Source organism: Bradyrhizobium sp. MI1.7 (assembly GCF_055811795.1).
Map to the genome: position 1 here is coordinate 40883 of NZ_JBVVPO010000042.1, position 16712 is coordinate 57594.

Genomic DNA, 16712 nt, shown 5'->3' on the forward strand with positions numbered 1-16712 from the left:
ACCGCAAAGTGAACGAAAGCCTGATATTGCGCTTGAAGACTTACGCAACAAAGCTGGGCTTGTTTCGGCAGGCGATATGAATGGGTTCGCTGGCAATGGATGCTGGCGGGTGGGGAACGCGTCTTTGTTGAACGCGACGGTCGACGGACATCGGCAGGGTTCAAGCCGCTCTTGCGCGCGGTGCGCATGAGAGATGTGAACCTCTGTCATCAGGTCACTCCGAGCAATCAGTAATGCGTGCAACCTTTAGGGCTGGAATTAAAGGCAGGACATGAGAAACGGTCAGAACAAGCAGCGGATGCGCAACCGCAATAACAATAATAATAACAACAACAACAACCGGCGCGGCCAGAACCCGATGACCCGGGTTTACGAATCGAACGGACCCGACATCAAGATCCGCGGCACGGCTTCGCACATCGCCGAAAAATATCTTCAGCTCGCGCGCGATGCGCGCTCTTCCGGCGACCCGGTCGCCGCCGAGAACTACTACCAGCACGCCGAGCATTATTTCCGCCTGATCGCGGCAGCCCAGGAACAGTTCCGCCAGAACCAGCAGCCGCGCGGCGACGAGCCCGTCAGCAACAGCGGCGACGACAGCGAGGACGACGGCGAGAATTTCTCGAATTTCGGCCAGGAGCCGGGCTTCGTCCCGCAGCCGCCGCAGCAGCAACAGCCCTTCATGCGCGACCGCGACGGCCAGCGCGATCACCAGCGTGATCATCAGCCGCGTGATGGCCAGCAGCCCTATCAGCGCGACAACCAGCAGCCCCGCGAACATCGCGAACGCGACCATCGTGCGCAGCCGCAATATCAGCCGCAGCCGCTGCCGCTGAACCAGCCGCAGCCCGTCGTTGCCGACACCGGCAGCGTCGATCGCCTGCCCTCCTTCATCACCGGCGCACAGCCGCAAGTGAATAGTGCCGCGAATGGCGGTCCTGGTGGCCTGGAAGGCGGCGGTGGCGGCGAACGCTTTCCGCGGCGGCGCCGCCGGCCGCATGGCCCGCGCCCCGAGCGCGAGGCGGCTCCGGCCGGCTCCAGCGACGAAGTCGCCTCCGGCGAGTAAGCTTTTTCCGATGTTCTGATCTGCAATCGTCCCGGCCTCGCGCCGGGACGATTTGTTTTCAAGTGCGCGTCACCGTCGAGGACGGCACCAGCACCGGCTTCAACGAGGGAATCAGCCGCGCGCGCTCGCGCTTGGCGGGGATCGCGCGATAGACCTGCTTGGTCGCCTCGACAATGTGCACGCCGGCAAAGGGCAACGACAGCGCCGCGCCCGCACGCTCCCACACCTGCGCCGATTTCAGCACCCAGCCGCCGGCATAGGGCGGCATGAACAGCGCCTCGCCCCAGGCAGTCGGCGTGAACCAGGTCTGGCGCAACAGGTCGGTGATCTGCGAGCGCGAATAGGGCCGGCCGTGACCGAACGGCGTGCTGTCGGTGCGGGTCCAGACCCCGCGCCGGTTCGGGATCACCGCGATCACGCGGCCGGAGGGCGACAGCACCCGCCACACCTCGCGCAAGAGCGCAGCCGGGTCGTCCGACATCTCCAGCGCATGAATCAGCAGGATCCGGTCGACCGCGGCGTCAGGAAGCGGCAGCGAGAATTCATCGACCAGCGAGGCCAGCGCTGGCCGGCCCGTCGGCCATTTCAAGACGCCCTGCGCCGACGGCATGAAGGCGATACAGCGCTCCGCGTCCTCGCGGAACAGGCCGAGATAGGGGGTGGGATAGCCGATGCCGAGCACACGCTGGCCCGCGGCGGTCGGCCAGCGCTCCCTGATGCCGCGATTGATCATTTGCCGCGCCACAATCCCGAGGCGACGGGAGTAGAACTCGCGGAGGTCGACGACATCAATGGTCATAACGGCAATGTAACATGCACGAGGCGGCTCCCGCGCGCGGAATATTGCATTGCCTGCGCAACGTTAACGCCATATTTGTCTGCGGGGCTGAGCGCGATGGAGATGACATGGCCGCCGAAATTCGTACTTTCACCTGTTTAAACGACAATTTCGGTTATCTGATCCACGATGTGGAAACCAAGGCGACGGCGTCGATCGACGCGCCGGAGGCCGGCCCCATCCTGAAGGCGCTTGAGCGCGAGGGCTGGCAGCTCACCGACATCCTGATCACCCATCATCATGGCGATCATGTCGGCGGGGTCGCCGAACTCAAGCAGAAATACAATTGCCGCGTCGTCGCGCCGCATGACAAGACGACTGAGATCGCCAACGTCGACCTGCGCGTCGCCAATGCCGACATCGTCAAGGTCGGCAGCTTGCTGGGGCGCGTGCTGGAGACGCCCGGCCACACGCTCGACCACATCTCCTACGTGTTCGACAATGAGAAGACGCTGTTCGCGGCCGACACGCTGTTCTCGATCGGCTGCGGCCGCGTGTTCGAAGGCGACTACCCGATGATGTGGGACTCGCTTCTGAAGCTGCGGGCGCTGCCTGACGACTTCAAGCTCTATTGCGGGCACGAATACACTGCGTCCAACGTCAAATTCGCACTCACCATCGACCCCGACAATGCGGCGCTCCAGGCACGCGCGGCGGAAGTGGCGAAGCTGCGGGCCGAGAACAAGCCGACCATTCCTTCACTACTTGGTGACGAGAAGCGAGCAAACGTGTTCCTGCGTGCTGATGAACCGTCGGTCGCAACCAGGCTACACATGAAGGGCGCGGACGCCGCCGCGGTGTTCGGCGAACTGCGCGAGCGCAAGAACAAATCCTGAAGAAGAAATCCTGACGGGGATCGATGCCGACCGCAGCCGAGATCATCGCACGCCTCGAACTCCGCCCGCATCCCGAAGGCGGCCACTACCGCGAGACGTTTCGCGACCAGACCACTGATACCAACGGCCGCTCGCGCTCGACTCTCATTTATTTCCTGCTCGCGCGCGGCGAACGCTCGCATTGGCATCGCATCGACGCCGTGGAGACCTGGCACTACTACGCCGGCAGCCCGCTGACGCTGCGCATCGCGCATGAAGGCTGCTCGCAACACGAGGTACGGCTCGGCACGGACCTTGTGAGCGGCGAACGGCCGCAGGGAATCGTGCCGGCGAATGCCTGGCAGATGGCGGAGAGCATGGGAGAGTGGACGCTGGTCGGTTGCACCGTGGCACCCGCGTTCGAGTTCGCAAAGTTCGAGCTCGCGCCGAAGGGCTGGGAGCCGTAAGGCGCACTGTCATTCCGGGGCGCCGCATGGCGGCGAACCCGGCAACAGCTGTCACCGCTTCCGCAGCACCATATCCTTCGCCGCGATCAGGCCGCCGCCGGCGATCAGGATCGCGGCGATGGCGATGTTGGCGCTGGCTTTTGCAAAACCGGCGGCGATGAGGAATCCGGTCGAGAGCAGCGGCGTCGCATAGGATGCGGCGCCGAGCACGCGGATGTCGCCGCGCTTCATGCCGATGTCCCAGGCGTAGAACGCGGCGCCGACGGGGCCGATGCCGAGAGCGGCCACGGAGAGCCATTGCAGCGTCGTCTCCGGCCACACCGTGGTTTCAAGCAGACCATGCATCAGCGCGGCAAGCGCGGCGGTGGCAAGGCAGAAGCCCGCGACCGCATCGGTCGGCACCGCCTTTAATCGCCGCGACAGCACCGAATAGGTCGCCCAGACGAACGCCGCGATGAACGCCGCAATCAATCCCGGCAGCTGGCCCGGCGCGAAGCCGGAGGTGCTCCCGGCGAACAGCAGCACGGTGCCGACGAGGCCGAGCACGGCACCGATGATGTGATGCACCGCAAGCCGCTCGCCCGGCAGGAACGACGAGAACAGCACGATCAGGAGCGGCCACATGTAATTCAAAAGACCGGCTTCGGCCGGCGGCGCAAAGCGCAGCGCCAGGAAATACAGTGCGTGATAGCCGAACAGGCCACCGACGCCGACGACCCATACGACCAGCGGCTGACGCAAGCTCCTCGCCGCATCGCCGCGGCCGACCCAGGTGAGGAGGCCGACGAGACCGCCGATCGCGAACGTCATGGCGGCGAGCTGGAACGCCGGAATCTTTCCGGTCGCCACCGTCATCACTGATAGCAGCGACCACATCAGAATCGCGGTCAATCCGATCAGTGTGGCTGTGCGCGGGGTCATCAATCGAAAGGCCCTGAGGACGATGATGCCCGGCACGAGGCCGGGCATTTCGTCTTCACTATCGCCTTGTCGCGCCTGAATCTACAGGCTTGACGTCCTATCAGGCGTGATACTGGCCGCCATTGATGGTCAGCGTCGAGCCGGTGATGAAGCCGGCCTCGTCGGCGGCGAGGAACACCACGGCGCGCGCGATCTCCTCGGGTTCGCCGAGACGATTGACCGGGATCTGCGGGATCACGTTCTTTTCCAGCACGTCCTTCGGCACCGCCTGCACCATCTCGGTGTTGATGTAGCCCGGTGCGATCGCGTTGACGGTGATGCCGCCCTTGGCGTTCTCGATCGCGAGCGCCTTGGTGAAGCCGATGTCGCCGGCCTTTGCTGCGGAATAGTTGACCTGGCCGAATTGCCCCTTCTGGCCGTTGATCGACGAGATCGAGATGACGCGGCCGAACTTGCGCGCGCGCATGCCCTCGATGACCTGGCGCGTCATGTTGAACAGCGAGCCGAGATTGGTGTTGATGACGGCGTTCCACTGCTCGAGCGTCATCTTGTGGAAGGCGGTGTCCCGGGTGATGCCGGCGTTGTTGACGAGCACGTCGACGGGGCCGAGCTCGGCCTCGACCTTCTTCACGCCTTCGGCGCAAGCATCGAAATTGCTGACGTCCCATTTGTAGACGGCGATGCCGGTCTCAGCCTTGAACTTCTCCGCCGCCACATCGTTGCCGGCATAGCTTGCCGCGACCTTGTAGCCGGCCGCCTTCAGCGCCTTGCTGATCGCAGCTCCGATGCCCCGCGTACCACCCGTCACCAGTGCAACACGTGCCATATCGTATTCCTTCCCTTGGACTCTGCGGACGTTTCTGAGTGATCGTTTTAGATGCGGATTATGCGGTTGGTTTGACGGACATCAAGAACAAAACGCCCGGCATCGAGCCGGGCGTTTGTATTTAGTCGAGGCTGGCGCTGTTGCGAAGAATATTTGATTTGCAACCGCCGCCTTTTTAGTCGCGTGCGATGCACTCATCTATGTGTGCAGCGCACGCGCAAGTGACACGTAAGTTAGATGTCAGCTTCAGTCGCGCGCCAGGCACATCGCGATACCCATGCCGCCGCCGATGCACAGCGTGGCGAGGCCCTTCTTCGAATCGCGCTTCTGCATTTCGTGCAGCAGCGTCACCAGCACGCGTGCGCCGGAAGCGCCGACCGGATGGCCGATCGCGATCGCACCGCCGTTGACGTTGACCTTCGAGGTGTCCCAGCCGAGATCCTTGTTGACGGCACAGGCCTGCGCCGCGAAGGCCTCGTTGGCCTCGATCAGGTCGAGATCGCCGACGCTCCAGCCGGCCTTCTTCAGCGCGGCGCGCGAGGCCGGGATCGGGCCCGAGCCCATGATCTTCGGATCGACGCCGGCCTGCGCCCAGGACACGATGCGCGCGAGCGGCTTCTTGCCTTCCTTGGCGGCCTGCTTCGCCGTCATCAGCACAACGGCAGCGGCGCCGTCGTTGATGCCGGAGGCCGAACCCGCGGTGACCGTGCCTTCCTTCTCGAAGGCGGGCTTGAGCTTCGCCATCCCGTCGAGCGTTGCGCCATGACGCGGATATTCGTCGGCGCTGACGACGATGTCGCCCTTGCGGGTCTTGATGGTGACGGGAACGATCTCGTCGTTGAACTTGCCGGCCTTCTGCGCCGCCTCGGCCTTCTGCTGCGAGTGGACCGCGAACTCGTCCTGCTGGGCGCGGGTAATCTGCCACTGGCGCGCGACGTTCTCGGCCGTATTCCCCATGTGATAGCCGTTGAAGGCATCCCACAGGCCGTCCTTGATCATGGTGTCGACGAACTCGACCGGGCCCATCTTGACGCCGCCGCGCAGATACTGGGCGTGCGGAGCCATGCTCATGGATTCCTGGCCGCCGGCGACCACGATCTCGGAATCGCCGTTGAGCAGCGCCTGGTAGCCCAACGCGACGGTGCGCAGGCCCGAGCCGCAAAGCTGGTTGACGCCCCAGGCCGGGCTCTCCACCGGAATGCCGGCGGCAATCGAGGCCTGGCGGGCCGGGTTCTGGCCCTGAGCCGCGGTCAGGATCTGCCCCATGATGACTTCGGAGACCCGGCCGGGCTCGATGCCACCGCGCTCCAGCGCGGCCTTGATGGCGATGGCGCCGAGGTCATGGGCGGGAAGGGTCGCGAACGCTCCGTTGAAGCTTCCGACCGGGGTGCGGGCGGCGCTGACGATGACGACATCGTCTGACATGGGCATCTCCTGGTGTTGAAAGGGGGCAGGCGGGGCTGGGGAAACGGCTCGCCAGTCTCGAATGGCATCCTGTTAACGTCGTTGAGGCATGTCAATCGGCCGGCGACCGAATTCATGCCGCAACGCATTCAAAATAGCGTTCTTGGCGCTTTCGCAAGCACGTTTTTGCTGCCCGATTAACCGTGGCGCACAAAACGGTAGCGTGACCCCTTTGAAAATGCTTATTTTGTTGCGTTGCGTACTCTTCCCGCCCTGCGGCATTATCCGCCGGGTTCCCGTTCTCCGCGCTTGCAAGTGAGAGCCCATGGCGAAATCAGACCAACCCACCACCATCAAGAAATACGCGAACCGCCGGCTCTATAACACCGGAACGAGCACCTACGTGACGCTCGAAGACCTCGCCGCCATGGTCAAGGACGGAGAGGATTTCCTGGTCTACGACGCCAAGACCGGCGACGACATCACCCGCTCCGTGCTCGCCCAGATCATCTTCGAGCAGGAGAACAAGGCCGGCCAGAACCTGCTTCCGACCACCTTCCTGCGCCAGCTCATCCGCTTCTACGGCGACAGCATGCAGATGGTGGTGCCGAAATATCTGGAGCAGTCGATCGCGACGCTGACCCAGGAGCAGGAGAAGTTCCGCAAGCAGATCGCCAACTCGCTCTCCGGCACTCCTTTTGCTCCGTTGGAAGAACAGGTCCGCCGCAACATGGAGCTGTTCCAGCAGACCTTCTCGATGTTCAAGCCGTTTGCCCCCAACGCGGGCCGTCCGGCGACCAGCCCCGAACCGGAGGCCGACGCAAGCGCTGCGGCGCCGACGGACACCAGCAACATCGACGACCTTCGTCAGCAGATGAAGGACATGCAGGAACGCCTCGAGCGGATGTCGAAGAAGGACGAGTAGGGATTTCGTTCGCGCCCGCGCGTCCACCTTCGGCGGGCGCGCGGGCCGCCGGTTCGTAGCAGCGCGACTTGCGCGCTGTCGTCCCGGCCAGGCCGGAGCCGCCATGTCCGACCGCAGCACCCACTGGGACAACGTCTACGCCACCAAGGGCGAGGCCGAGGTAAGCTGGTTTCAGGACAGCCCAGCGATCTCCCTCGAGATGATCCGTTCGGCCCGTCCTGACCATGGCGCCGCCATCATCGACATCGGCGGCGGTGCTTCGCGGCTGGTGGACGCCCTCCTGCGGGACGGATACCGCGACCTCGCCGTGCTCGATCTCTCCGCCAACGCGCTTGAAGCGGCGAAGAGACGAATCGGTCGAGCCGCTTCAGCAGTCGACTGGATCGTTGCCGACGCCACGACATGGCGGCCGGGGCACAGCTACAACCTCTGGCACGATCGCGCGGCATTTCACTTCCTGACCGATCCGCGCGACAGGGCCGCTTACGTCGAGCGCCTGCGCTCGGCGATTACGCCCGGCGGCCAAATCATCATCGCGACATTTGCGCTTGATGGCCCGGAGAAATGCAGCGGCCTGCCGGTGCAGCGGCACGACAGCGCGAGTCTTGCTGCGGAGCTTGGGCCGGAGTTCGAGCTGAGCGAGACGCGGAGCGAGACGCATCACACGCCGTGGAAGTCGACCCAGGCGTTTCAGTTCAGCCGGTTTAAGAGACGTGGCTAGGACGCCGAAAAGCGCGGATCAAGCCGCCAGCTTCACCGCATGCGCAAAGTCCCAATAGAGCTTGCGCGCTTTGGTGTAGAGCGGGCCCGGCTTCAGTTCGCGATCGTCGATGCGGATGACGGGGGCGACCTTGGCGAAATTGCCGGTCGAGAAAATCTCGTCGGCAGCGAGGAAGTCGGCATAGCGCAGCGTCTTCTCGACCACGGTAACGCCGTCGCCGCGCAGCAGGCTGATGACGCGCTGGCGCGTGATGCCGTTCAGGAACGTGCCGTTCGGGACCGGCGTGTAGACCACGCCGTCCTTGGCCATGAACACGTTGGAATTGCCGAACTCCGCGACATTGCCGAGCATGTCGAGCATCAGCGCGTTCTGGAAGCCGCGCCCGGCGGCTTCCGCGAGCGCGCGCGAATTGTTCGGATAGAGACAGGCGGCCTTGGCCTCGACCGGCGCACATTCGGCCGTGGGTCTGCGGAACGGCGACAGCGTGATGGCGTTGCCGACGGGTTTCGGCATCGGCGCCTCGTAGATGCACAGGCACCAATTGGTCGTCTCGGGGTCGAACAGCACGCCGCCGCCCGAACCGTTCTGCGCCCAGTACATCGGGCGGACGTACAGCTCGGCATTCGCGGCGAAGCGCGCGATGCCTTCGTGTGCGAGCGAAAGCCAGGTGCCGGTGTCGACCACCGGCTTCAGGCCAAAATTGATCGCGGATTGGTTGGCGCGGGCGACGTGACGGTCGAGGTCGGGCGCGACGCCCTCGAACGCGCGCGCGCCGTCGAACACGACCGAGCCGAGCCAGGCGGCATGCGTGCGCGGGCCCATGATCGGCACGTTGCCGTCGTGCCATTTGCCCTCGAAGAAGGTCCAGCTCGGCGAATATTCGATCGGTTTCTTGATCTCGGCCATGACCGGCCTCCCTTGGAAATATCCGGGCACTATTGTCCCAATGTCTAAATGATTCCCTGCTGGGATATGGTGCGTTACCCTCTCCGACGAGGGGAGAAGGATCCATGCCGCTCGATCCGCTTGCAAGGCGTTTGTTGACCATGATGGCTGCGGCCGCCCCGCAGGGGCGGAGCCGGCCGAGCGTGGAGGCACGGCGGCAGTCGCTGGCGAAGCTGATGCAGTTTGCGCGCACTGATGCGCCGGATGTGACCACCGCCGACGGCACGCTTCCGGGTCCCGGCGGAGAGCTGCCCTATCGCCTTTATTCGCCCGCATCAGCCGGCGACCACGCGCCGGGCTTCGTGTTCTTTCATGGCGGCGGGCTCGTGGCCGGCAGCATTGCGACCCATGACCGCATCGCGGCGGCGCTGGCGCATGTGACCGGCTGTCGCCTCGTCTCGGTCGATTACCGGCTCGCGCCTGAGTACAAATTTCCTGCTGCCGTCATTGATGCGATCGCGGCCACGGAGTGGGTCGCGCGGCAAGCTTCGTCGCTGGGCATCGACGCCGAACGGCTGGTGGTCGGCGGCGATTCCGCCGGCGCCACGCTCGCGGCGATCGTGTGCCAGGAAGCGATGCAGACCGCCGGCCTCTCGATCGTCGCGCAATGCCTGATCTGCCCGGTGCTGGATTTCGAGGAGACCTCGCCTTCGCGCGAGGCATTCGCCGAAGGCCATCTGATCGATCGCGCCACCATCGAAGCCGATCTCGCCGATTATCTGCCTGATGGCATCGACACCGCCGACCCCCGCATCTCCCCCTTGCGCGCGACGCGGCTTGCAGGCCTGCCGACCGCGATCATCCACACCGCCGAATTCGATCCGATGCGCGACGAGGGCAATGCCTATGCGCGCAAGCTGCTCGCCGCCGGCGTCGCGGTCGAGCATGTCTGCCATGACGGCATGGTCCACAATTTCCACGCCATGGGCGCGATCCTGCCGCAGGCGCAGCTCGTGCTGTCGCAGATCGGCGAACAGGTCCGGCGGGCGGTGGAGAAATGAGGCGCTTTCTTACCCCCTCCCCCTGTGGGAGAGGGTGGATCGCCGCGTAGCGGCGCTTCGCGCCACCTTCTCCCGCAAGGGGAGAAGGGAAGAAAGCATCACGCGCGCGCGCCGAGCACGGCCCGCGCCGCCACGACATATTCCAGCCAATGCGCATCCGCATAGCGTTCGGCCTGCCGTGCGCAGCTGACGTCAGGGGCATGGGCGGCGGCAATCGTGCGCGCGAATCGCTCTTCGGCGACCGTCACGTCACCGGGCTCGGCCGACGGTACGCTAGCCGCCGCCGCGGTCGGAGCGACAGCGAGGCCCGCCAGACCAGTGAGCAGGATGCGGCGTGACGTGTTCATGGCTGTGTCCTTCCAATATCCGGCCCGCACTCCGGCCGGCGCGTGTGTCGGTGCGATCACGGCAGGGTAGCCGCGCACATCCGTGCCGTCCATCGCTTACGGATACCGCTTGACCACCCGAGCGATCACGTTCCATCCAACAACGGTTCCGTCATCAAATCGCCACGCGTCGGATTGTCACGTGTCCCATCACAACCCATCGCATCGCCAGGCTTCGCGCGCTGTCGCGATGGGACTGCTTTGTCTGACGATATCGGCAGGCACTGCCTTCGCTGCCGACGATGAGGACGACGCGCCGGCAAAGCCCGATGTCCCCAACATCTACCTCGATCTTCGCACGATCTATGCGACCATCCCCGCCGTCACGCTCGGGCTCGGCTTCGGCAACACATCATTGTCGGCCGCATTCGAAGCGCTGGCGGTACGCAGAGGCACGACGCTGCCGAGCGGCTTGCCGGCGGCGTCCGCAAGCGCGTGATGAGCGCGCAGGTCTTTGCCGATAAAGTTCAGTTCGGCCTCACCATGAGCATCGGCATGGCGGCAGCCACCGTCAGCATGTCCGGCATCGACGCGCTGATGGGCCCGGCCGATCATGCGCTCTACCAGGCCAAGGCCGAAGGCCGCAATCGCTGCATCGCCTGGGCGCCCCCGCCGCCTGTAAGCAAGGCGGCGGAGTGATCGTCGAAGCAGCGTCTACTCTGGCACCGGCACGTCAAACGTGTTGAGCGTGACCGAGACCATGCAGTAGACGCCGACGAGATAGGACAGCTCGGCCGCGCCGTGCTCGCCGAACTCCTTCACCGCGGCGCGCCAGGTCAATTCCGGCAGCACACCGCCGCCGACCAATGCGGACGCCACGTCGTAGGCGACGGCTTCCTGCTTGGTGAGATCGACCGGCCGCTGGCCGGCGACGATCGTCGCGAGCTTCTCGTCGGAGAGGCCGCGCTGCTCGGCAACGAGCACATGAGCATAGAGCTCGTAGCCGGAACGGAAATGCGAGCCGGTGACGAGGATCGCGACCTCACGCACCGGCGCCGGCAGCAGCGGGTTCGATGCGATTGCCTTGACCAGCTCCCACACCGGCTTGCCGAAACGCGGCTCGCGGATCCAGGGATTCCACGGCCCCAGCAGCGCGCCGTCATCGCGCATGTTCACGAAGCCCTTGAAGTGGTCCTTGATGCCGGCTCGCATGTCGTCATAGAGCGGCTTCTGTTCGTCGGTCAGGTCTTTCGGATCGAGAATGGGAAGGCGCACGGCGGGGATCTCCTCGTTGAGAAGCGGCGAAGCTCACCCGCGTGTGCGTGCAAGGCAAGTGAAGTTGCCGTGACGATCGTGCCATTTTGGAAGTGGCAAGGAAACGTCGGCTAGGATGCCTCGGGGCTTGGTACGATCTGCGGATTTGCGACGTCGTCGACATCGAGCTTCAGCGGCTCGCCCGTCGTGAGGAACGACGACAGGGCCGCCTCGAACGGCGCAGGATCGAGGCGGCGCCCCTTCAGCCATTCGGGCTCGTAATAGGTCTGCCGGTAGCGCTCGCCGGAATCGCAGATCAGCGTCACCAGCGATCCCGTCAAGTTCGCCTGTCGCATCTCCGAGGCGAGGCGGCACAGTGCCAGGAAGTTGGTGCCGGTGGAGCCGCCGACCGCGCGGCGCAGCCGGCGCGACAGCACGTTCATCGCCGCGATCGTTGCCGCATCCGGGATCTTCATCATGCGGTCGACCACGCCGGGGACGAAGGAGGGTTCGCAGCGCGGCCGGCCGACGCCCTCGATCAACGATGGGCGTTCGCAAACGTGAGAGCGGTCCTGCGTGCGGAAGCAATCGAAGAAGGCGGAATGCTCGACATCGGCGACGCACAGCCGTGTCGGATATTGGCGATAGCGCAAGTACCGTCCGATGGTGGCCGAGGTGCCGCCGGTGCCAGCGCCCATCACGATCCAGTCCGGGATCGGCCGCGGCTCGCCCGCCAATTGCGTGAAGATCGATTCGGCGATGTTGTTGTTGCCACGCCAGTCGGTGGCGCGCTCGGCGAAGGTGAACTGGTCCATGTAGTGGCCGTTCAGCCGCGTAGCGAGCGCGGCGGCTTCCGCGTAGAGCGCGCGGCCGTCGTCGATCAGGTGGCAGTTGCCGCCATAATGCTCGATCGCGGCGATCTTCTCCGCCGAGGTCGTGCGCGGCATCACGGCGTAGAAGGGCACGCCGATCATCTGCGCGAAATAAGCTTCCGACACCGCCGTCGATCCCGACGAGGCCTCGACCACGGGCGTGCCTTCGCGGATGTGGCCGTTGCAGAGCGCGTAGAGGAACAGCGAGCGCGCAAGGCGGTGCTTGAGGCTGCCGGTCGGATGCGTGGACTCATCCTTGAGATAGATGTCGATGCCTGATAGCGCCGGCACGATCAGCCGGATCAGATGCGTGTCGGCCGTGCGGCACTGGTCGGCCTCGATCGCGGCGACGGCCTCGTCCACCCAACCGCGCCGATAGGCCGGCGCGGCCGGATTGAGGTGGCGGAAGGGAAATGTCTGCATCGCCTGAATCTCCCATGAAGCGGATCGCGCATCAAGTGCACTGGATTTTGTTTTGACGCGTTTTATGACGCGAACCGGTTTCCACTTCGCTGGAAAACGCTATGGCTCAAAACTCCAGCGGCGCGTTGTCGACGACCTCCTTCATCACGAAGAAGGTCCGGGTCTGGCGCACGCCGGGCAGCGCGATCAGCTGTTCGCCGTGGATGCGGTTGAAATCCTCCATGTCGCCGACGCGGATCTTAAGGAAATAGTCGAAGTCGCCGGCGACGAGGTGGCAGTCGAGCACGCATTTCAGCCTGGTGATCGCCTGCTCGAAGGTGGCAAAACTCTCCGGGGTCGAGCGGTCGAGCACGACGCCGACCATCACCAGCGTGCCCTTCGCCACCTTCTTCGGCGCGACCATGGCGCGGACCGCGGCGATGAAGCCGTCCTCGAACAGGCGCTGGGTGCGGCGATGGCAGGTGGCGGGGCTGATGGCGACGGTTTCGGCCAGATCGGCATTGCTGAGCCGGCCGTTATTTTGCAGCAATCTCAGCATCTTAAGGTCGGTACGGTCGAGCCGGGCGGCCATGGAAGAAGCTTTCGCTATTGGGCTCCAGTTCGGAAGAAAATAGATCCTTTTGACGATCGACTGCAAGCTTTACGACAGTTGCTGCGCAATATTTGAAAGCACATTTGTCCACTGCAGTGCTAGGCGCTTGAGCCAATTCAACGCCAATCGGGATGACCCAATGATGCTGGACAAATTCACGCGCTATCCGCTGACCTTCGGCCCGACGCCCATCGAGAAGCTGGAGCGGTTGTCGAAGCATCTCGGCGGCAATGTCGAGATCTATGCCAAGCGCGAGGACTGCAATTCCGGCCTCGCCTATGGCGGCAACAAGCTGCGCAAGCTCGAATACATCATCCCGGACGCGATCGCCTCGAACGCGGACACGCTGGTCTCGATCGGTGGCGTGCAGTCCAACCACACCCGCATGATCGCGGCGGTCGCCGCCAAGATCGGCATGAAGTGCCGCCTGGTGCAGGAAGCCTGGGTGCCGCACGAGGACGCCGTCTATGACCGCGTCGGCAACATCATGCTGTCGCGCATCATGGGCGCCGACGTGCGCCTGGTCGACGACGGCTTCGACATCGGCATCCGCAAGAGCTGGGAGCAGGCGATCGAGGAGGTGAAGGCGGCGGGCGGCAAGCCTTACGCGATCCCCGCCGGTGCCTCCGTGCACAAATTCGGCGGCCTCGGCTATGTCGGCTTCGCCGAGGAAGTGCGCAAGCAGGAAGCCGAGCTCGGCTTCAAGTTCGACTACATCGTGGTCTGCACCGTCACCGGCTCGACCCATGCCGGCATGCTGGTCGGCTTCGCCGCCGACGGCCGCGCGCGAAAGGTGATCGGCATCGATGCGTCCTTCACGCCGGCGCAAACGAAGGCGCAGGTGCTCTCGATCGCGCAGAACACCGCCAAGCTCGTCGAGCTCGGCAAGGATATCGTCGAAGACGACGTCGTGCTGATCGAGGACTACGCCTATCCCGCCTACGGCGTGCCGTCGGAAGAGACCAAGGAAGCGATCCGCCTCACCGCACGGTTAGAGGCGATGATCACCGACCCTGTCTATGAGGGCAAATCGATGCAAGGCCTGATCGACCTGACCCAAAAGGGCCATTTCGAGAAGGGCGCAAAGATCCTCTACGCCCATCTCGGCGGCGCGCCGGCGCTCAACGGCTACGGTTACGCATTCCGGAACGGCTAGCCAAAGACCGTCGTCCGGGGCGCGACGAAGTCGCGAGCCCGGGACCCATAGCCACAGGGTCGCACTTGGCGGAGACTCGTGGTTGCCGGCTTGCCCCAACCACATCGTCCTGTGGTTATGGATCCCGGATCTGCGCTCCGCTTCGCTGCGCTTGTCCGGGATGACGAAAAGCCCTACCGCGTCTTGACGATCTGGAGCAGCTCGTCGCCGTAATGCTCGAGCTTCTTGTCGCCGATGCCGGGCACGTTGCGGAGCTCGTCGAGCGTCGTCGGCCACGCCCGGACGATGCCGTCGATGGTCGCATCGTGCAGCACGACATAGGCCGGCACGCCGCGTTCGCGCGCGATGTCCGAACGCCAGGACCTCAGCCGCGCCCGCAATTCGGGATCGACATCGCCCTGCGGCGCGTTGGCCGCAGGCGCGAGGTCACCACGGCGGGATTTTGTCCGGCTCGCGCGAACGCGCGTGCCCGGCGCCTCCTCGCGCAGCCACACCTCGGTCTCGCCACGTAGCACGCCGCGCGCGCTCTCCGTCAGTTTCAGCGCGCCGAACGCCTCGCTGTCGCTGTACAAATGCCCCATCGCCACCAGCTGCCGCAGCACGGTGCGCCACTGCTTCTCGTTCAGCTCGCGCCCGATGCCGAACACGGACAATTTGTCGTGGCCGAACTGCGTCACCTTTTCGGTGAGGCGGCCAATCAGCACGTCGATCAGCTGCATCGCACCGAAACGCTGCCCGGTGCGATAGGCGCAGGACAGCAGCTTCTGCGCCAGCACCTTGCCGTCGCGCATCTTGGGCGGCGTCAGGCAGTTGTCGCAATTGCCGCAATTGTTCGCCGTCTCCGCCTCGCCGAAATAGGCGAGCAGCCGCTTGCGCCGGCACTGCGCGGTCTCGGCGAGGCCGACCAGTGCGTCGAGCTTGCCGATCGACACCCGCTTGAAATCGTCAGAACCGCTGGACTCGTCGATCATGCGGCGCTGCTGCACGATGTCGGAGAGACCATAGGCCATCCAGGCCGCCGACGGCTTGCCGTCGCGGCCGGCGCGCCCCGTCTCCTGATAATAGGCCTCGATGCTCTTCGGCAGATCGAGATGGGCGACGAAGCGGACGTCGGGCTTGTCGATGCCCATGCCGAAGGCGATGGTCGCGACGATGACGATGCCGTCCTCGTTGAGGAACCGGTCCTGGTTGCGCGAGCGTATGCTGCTGTCGAGCCCGGCGTGATAGGGCAGCGCCGCAATGCCGGCGTCGTCGAGCGCGGCGGCAACCTCCTCGACGCGATTGCGCGACAAGCAATAGACCACGCCGGCGTCGCCCGCATGCCGCTCCCGGATGAATTCTTTCAGCTGCGACACTGCGTTGCGCTTGTCGACGATCTCGTAGCGGATATTCGGGCGGTCGAAGCTGGAGACGAATTGCGGGCTGTCGGCGAGCCGGAGGCGCTCGACGATCTCCTTGCGCGTCAGTTCGTCGGCGGTCGCAGTCAGCGCGATGCGCGGAACGTTCGGAAAACGTTCGGCGATGATGGAGAGGCCGACATACTCGGGACGGAAGTCATGACCCCATTGCGAGACGCAATGCGCCTCGTCGATCGCGAACAGCGCGACCTTCGCCTGCGCCAGCAGCGCCAGGCAGCGCGGCGTCACCAGGCGTTCCGGCGCGACATAGAGCAGGTCGAGATCGCCCGCGATCAGGCGGCGCTCGATGTCGGAAGCTTCCTGCAGCGTCAGCGACGAGTTCAGCGCCGCGGCGTTGACCCCGGCCTCGAGCAGGCCGGCGACCTGGTCGCGCATCAGCGCGATCAGCGGCGACACCACGATACCGCAACCTTCGCGCAGCAGTGACGGCAGTTGATAGCACAGCGACTTGCCGCCGCCGGTCGGCATCAAGACCAGGCAATTGCCGCCATCCGTGACGTGCCGGATGATCTCGCCCTGTGCACCACGGAACTCCGGCAGGCCGAACACCGAATGCAGCACCGACAGCGCGTCGCGGCCGTTGGCCGGCGCAGGCAGCGGGGCGGTGGAGGGAGCGGACATGGGTGCGTCGGTGCAAGGCCGTAGGATTCGTCACAAGGCCAGTCGCATGACCGCGCGGGCATGGCAAGACTGTTTGGATGGCAGGCAGGACTCTTCCCCTCTCCCCTTGCAGGAGAGGGTG

Annotated in this window: 19 protein-coding genes; 9 read left to right on the top strand and 10 right to left on the bottom strand. The window is 64.7% G+C overall.

Translation table 11 applies throughout. The features are described from left to right. Positions 1 to 271 precede the first annotated feature (271 nt). The gene (locus AC0L3X_RS30620) at positions 272 to 1066 is read left to right on the top strand and encodes a DUF4167 domain-containing protein (RefSeq protein WP_354118568.1); all 795 of its coding nucleotides are present in this window, start codon (positions 272 to 274) and stop codon (positions 1064 to 1066) included. A gap of 58 nt (positions 1067 to 1124) precedes the next feature. Here AC0L3X_RS30620 and AC0L3X_RS30625 read toward each other — a convergent pair whose 3' ends face one another. Beyond that, entirely contained in the window at positions 1125 to 1865 is a 741-nt protein-coding gene (locus tag AC0L3X_RS30625) for a class I SAM-dependent methyltransferase (protein ID WP_014490441.1), read from the bottom strand. Between the two features lie 107 nt (positions 1866 to 1972). On the opposite strand from AC0L3X_RS30625, the gene gloB reads away from it, so the two are divergent. Both gloB and AC0L3X_RS30635 read left to right on the top strand, forming a co-directional pair. After that, the gene (gene gloB, locus AC0L3X_RS30630; RefSeq protein ID WP_354131666.1) at positions 1973 to 2740 is read left to right on the top strand and encodes a hydroxyacylglutathione hydrolase; all 768 of its coding nucleotides are present in this window, start codon (positions 1973 to 1975) and stop codon (positions 2738 to 2740) included. Positions 2741 to 2763: 23 nt separating this feature from the next. Continuing rightward, a complete protein-coding gene (locus tag AC0L3X_RS30635; RefSeq protein WP_354131667.1) occupies positions 2764 to 3186 on the top strand; it encodes a cupin domain-containing protein in 423 nt (140 codons plus the stop codon). Between the two features lie 51 nt (positions 3187 to 3237). On the opposite strand, the gene yddG is transcribed toward AC0L3X_RS30635, so the two are convergent. The 3 genes from yddG to AC0L3X_RS30650 all read right to left on the bottom strand — a co-directional run bounded on the left by yddG (position 3238) and on the right by AC0L3X_RS30650 (position 6358). Continuing rightward, complete coding sequence (gene yddG, locus AC0L3X_RS30640; protein WP_354131693.1) at positions 3238 to 4107, bottom strand: aromatic amino acid exporter YddG; 870 nt, start codon at positions 4105 to 4107, stop codon at positions 3238 to 3240. A 100-nt stretch (positions 4108 to 4207) separates the two neighbouring features. Next, positions 4208 to 4933, bottom strand: coding sequence for an acetoacetyl-CoA reductase (gene phbB / locus AC0L3X_RS30645; RefSeq protein ID WP_085403614.1), 726 nt, complete (start codon positions 4931 to 4933; stop codon positions 4208 to 4210). A 246-nt stretch (positions 4934 to 5179) separates the two neighbouring features. Beyond that, complete coding sequence (locus tag AC0L3X_RS30650; RefSeq protein WP_166346296.1) at positions 5180 to 6358, bottom strand: acetyl-CoA C-acetyltransferase; 1179 nt, start codon at positions 6356 to 6358, stop codon at positions 5180 to 5182. Between the two features lie 304 nt (positions 6359 to 6662). On the opposite strand from AC0L3X_RS30650, the gene phaR reads away from it, so the two are divergent. Both phaR and AC0L3X_RS30660 read left to right on the top strand, forming a co-directional pair. After that, positions 6663 to 7262, top strand: coding sequence for a polyhydroxyalkanoate synthesis repressor PhaR (phaR, locus tag AC0L3X_RS30655; RefSeq protein ID WP_071908507.1), 600 nt, complete (start codon positions 6663 to 6665; stop codon positions 7260 to 7262). Between the two features lie 103 nt (positions 7263 to 7365). Beyond that, positions 7366 to 7983 carry a class I SAM-dependent methyltransferase gene (locus AC0L3X_RS30660; protein WP_354131668.1) on the top strand — a complete coding sequence of 206 codons (618 nt, stop codon included), beginning with the start codon at positions 7366 to 7368 and terminating at the stop codon, positions 7981 to 7983. 18 nt (positions 7984 to 8001) lie between these two features. Here the strand turns inward: AC0L3X_RS30660 and AC0L3X_RS30665 are convergent, their stop codons facing one another. Then, complete coding sequence (locus tag AC0L3X_RS30665) at positions 8002 to 8889, bottom strand: branched-chain amino acid aminotransferase (RefSeq protein WP_028159599.1); 888 nt, start codon at positions 8887 to 8889, stop codon at positions 8002 to 8004. A gap of 104 nt (positions 8890 to 8993) precedes the next feature. Between AC0L3X_RS30665 and AC0L3X_RS30670 the strand changes: the two genes are divergently transcribed. Continuing rightward, positions 8994 to 9929: an alpha/beta hydrolase gene (locus AC0L3X_RS30670; protein ID WP_354131669.1), complete on the top strand. Its 936-nt coding sequence runs from the start codon at positions 8994 to 8996 to the stop codon at positions 9927 to 9929. Positions 9930 to 10027: 98 nt separating this feature from the next. Here AC0L3X_RS30670 and AC0L3X_RS30675 read toward each other — a convergent pair whose 3' ends face one another. After that, entirely contained in the window at positions 10028 to 10276 is a 249-nt protein-coding gene (locus AC0L3X_RS30675) for a hypothetical protein (RefSeq protein WP_063986016.1), read from the bottom strand. Positions 10277 to 10457: 181 nt separating this feature from the next. Between AC0L3X_RS30675 and AC0L3X_RS30680 the strand changes: the two genes are divergently transcribed. Then, positions 10458 to 10754 (top strand): hypothetical protein, encoded by a 297-nt coding sequence (locus AC0L3X_RS30680; protein ID WP_247314694.1) that lies wholly within the window; start codon positions 10458 to 10460, stop codon positions 10752 to 10754. After that, positions 10754 to 10954, top strand: coding sequence for a diguanylate cyclase domain-containing protein (locus AC0L3X_RS30685; RefSeq protein WP_354131670.1), 201 nt, complete (start codon positions 10754 to 10756; stop codon positions 10952 to 10954). The genes AC0L3X_RS30680 and AC0L3X_RS30685 overlap by 1 nt, the downstream gene beginning before the upstream one ends. A gap of 15 nt (positions 10955 to 10969) precedes the next feature. On the opposite strand, the gene AC0L3X_RS30690 is transcribed toward AC0L3X_RS30685, so the two are convergent. The 3 genes from AC0L3X_RS30690 to AC0L3X_RS30700 all read right to left on the bottom strand — a co-directional run bounded on the left by AC0L3X_RS30690 (position 10970) and on the right by AC0L3X_RS30700 (position 13375). After that, the gene (locus AC0L3X_RS30690; protein ID WP_354131671.1) at positions 10970 to 11530 is read right to left on the bottom strand and encodes a carboxymuconolactone decarboxylase family protein; all 561 of its coding nucleotides are present in this window, start codon (positions 11528 to 11530) and stop codon (positions 10970 to 10972) included. Positions 11531 to 11640: 110 nt separating this feature from the next. Beyond that, a complete protein-coding gene (locus AC0L3X_RS30695) occupies positions 11641 to 12804 on the bottom strand; it encodes a PLP-dependent cysteine synthase family protein (RefSeq protein WP_354131672.1) in 1164 nt (387 codons plus the stop codon). A gap of 106 nt (positions 12805 to 12910) precedes the next feature. Beyond that, positions 12911 to 13375 carry an Lrp/AsnC family transcriptional regulator gene (locus AC0L3X_RS30700; protein WP_354131673.1) on the bottom strand — a complete coding sequence of 155 codons (465 nt, stop codon included), beginning with the start codon at positions 13373 to 13375 and terminating at the stop codon, positions 12911 to 12913. Between the two features lie 163 nt (positions 13376 to 13538). Here AC0L3X_RS30700 and AC0L3X_RS30705 point away from each other — a divergent pair, with 163 nt between their 5' ends. Beyond that, on the top strand, positions 13539 to 14552 hold the full coding sequence (locus tag AC0L3X_RS30705; RefSeq protein ID WP_063986015.1) for a 1-aminocyclopropane-1-carboxylate deaminase: 1014 nt from the start codon (positions 13539 to 13541) through the stop codon (positions 14550 to 14552). Positions 14553 to 14725: 173 nt separating this feature from the next. Here the strand turns inward: AC0L3X_RS30705 and recQ are convergent, their stop codons facing one another. After that, entirely contained in the window at positions 14726 to 16591 is a 1866-nt protein-coding gene (gene recQ, locus AC0L3X_RS30710; protein ID WP_354131674.1) for a DNA helicase RecQ, read from the bottom strand. Between the last annotated feature and the right edge of the window lie 121 nt (positions 16592 to 16712).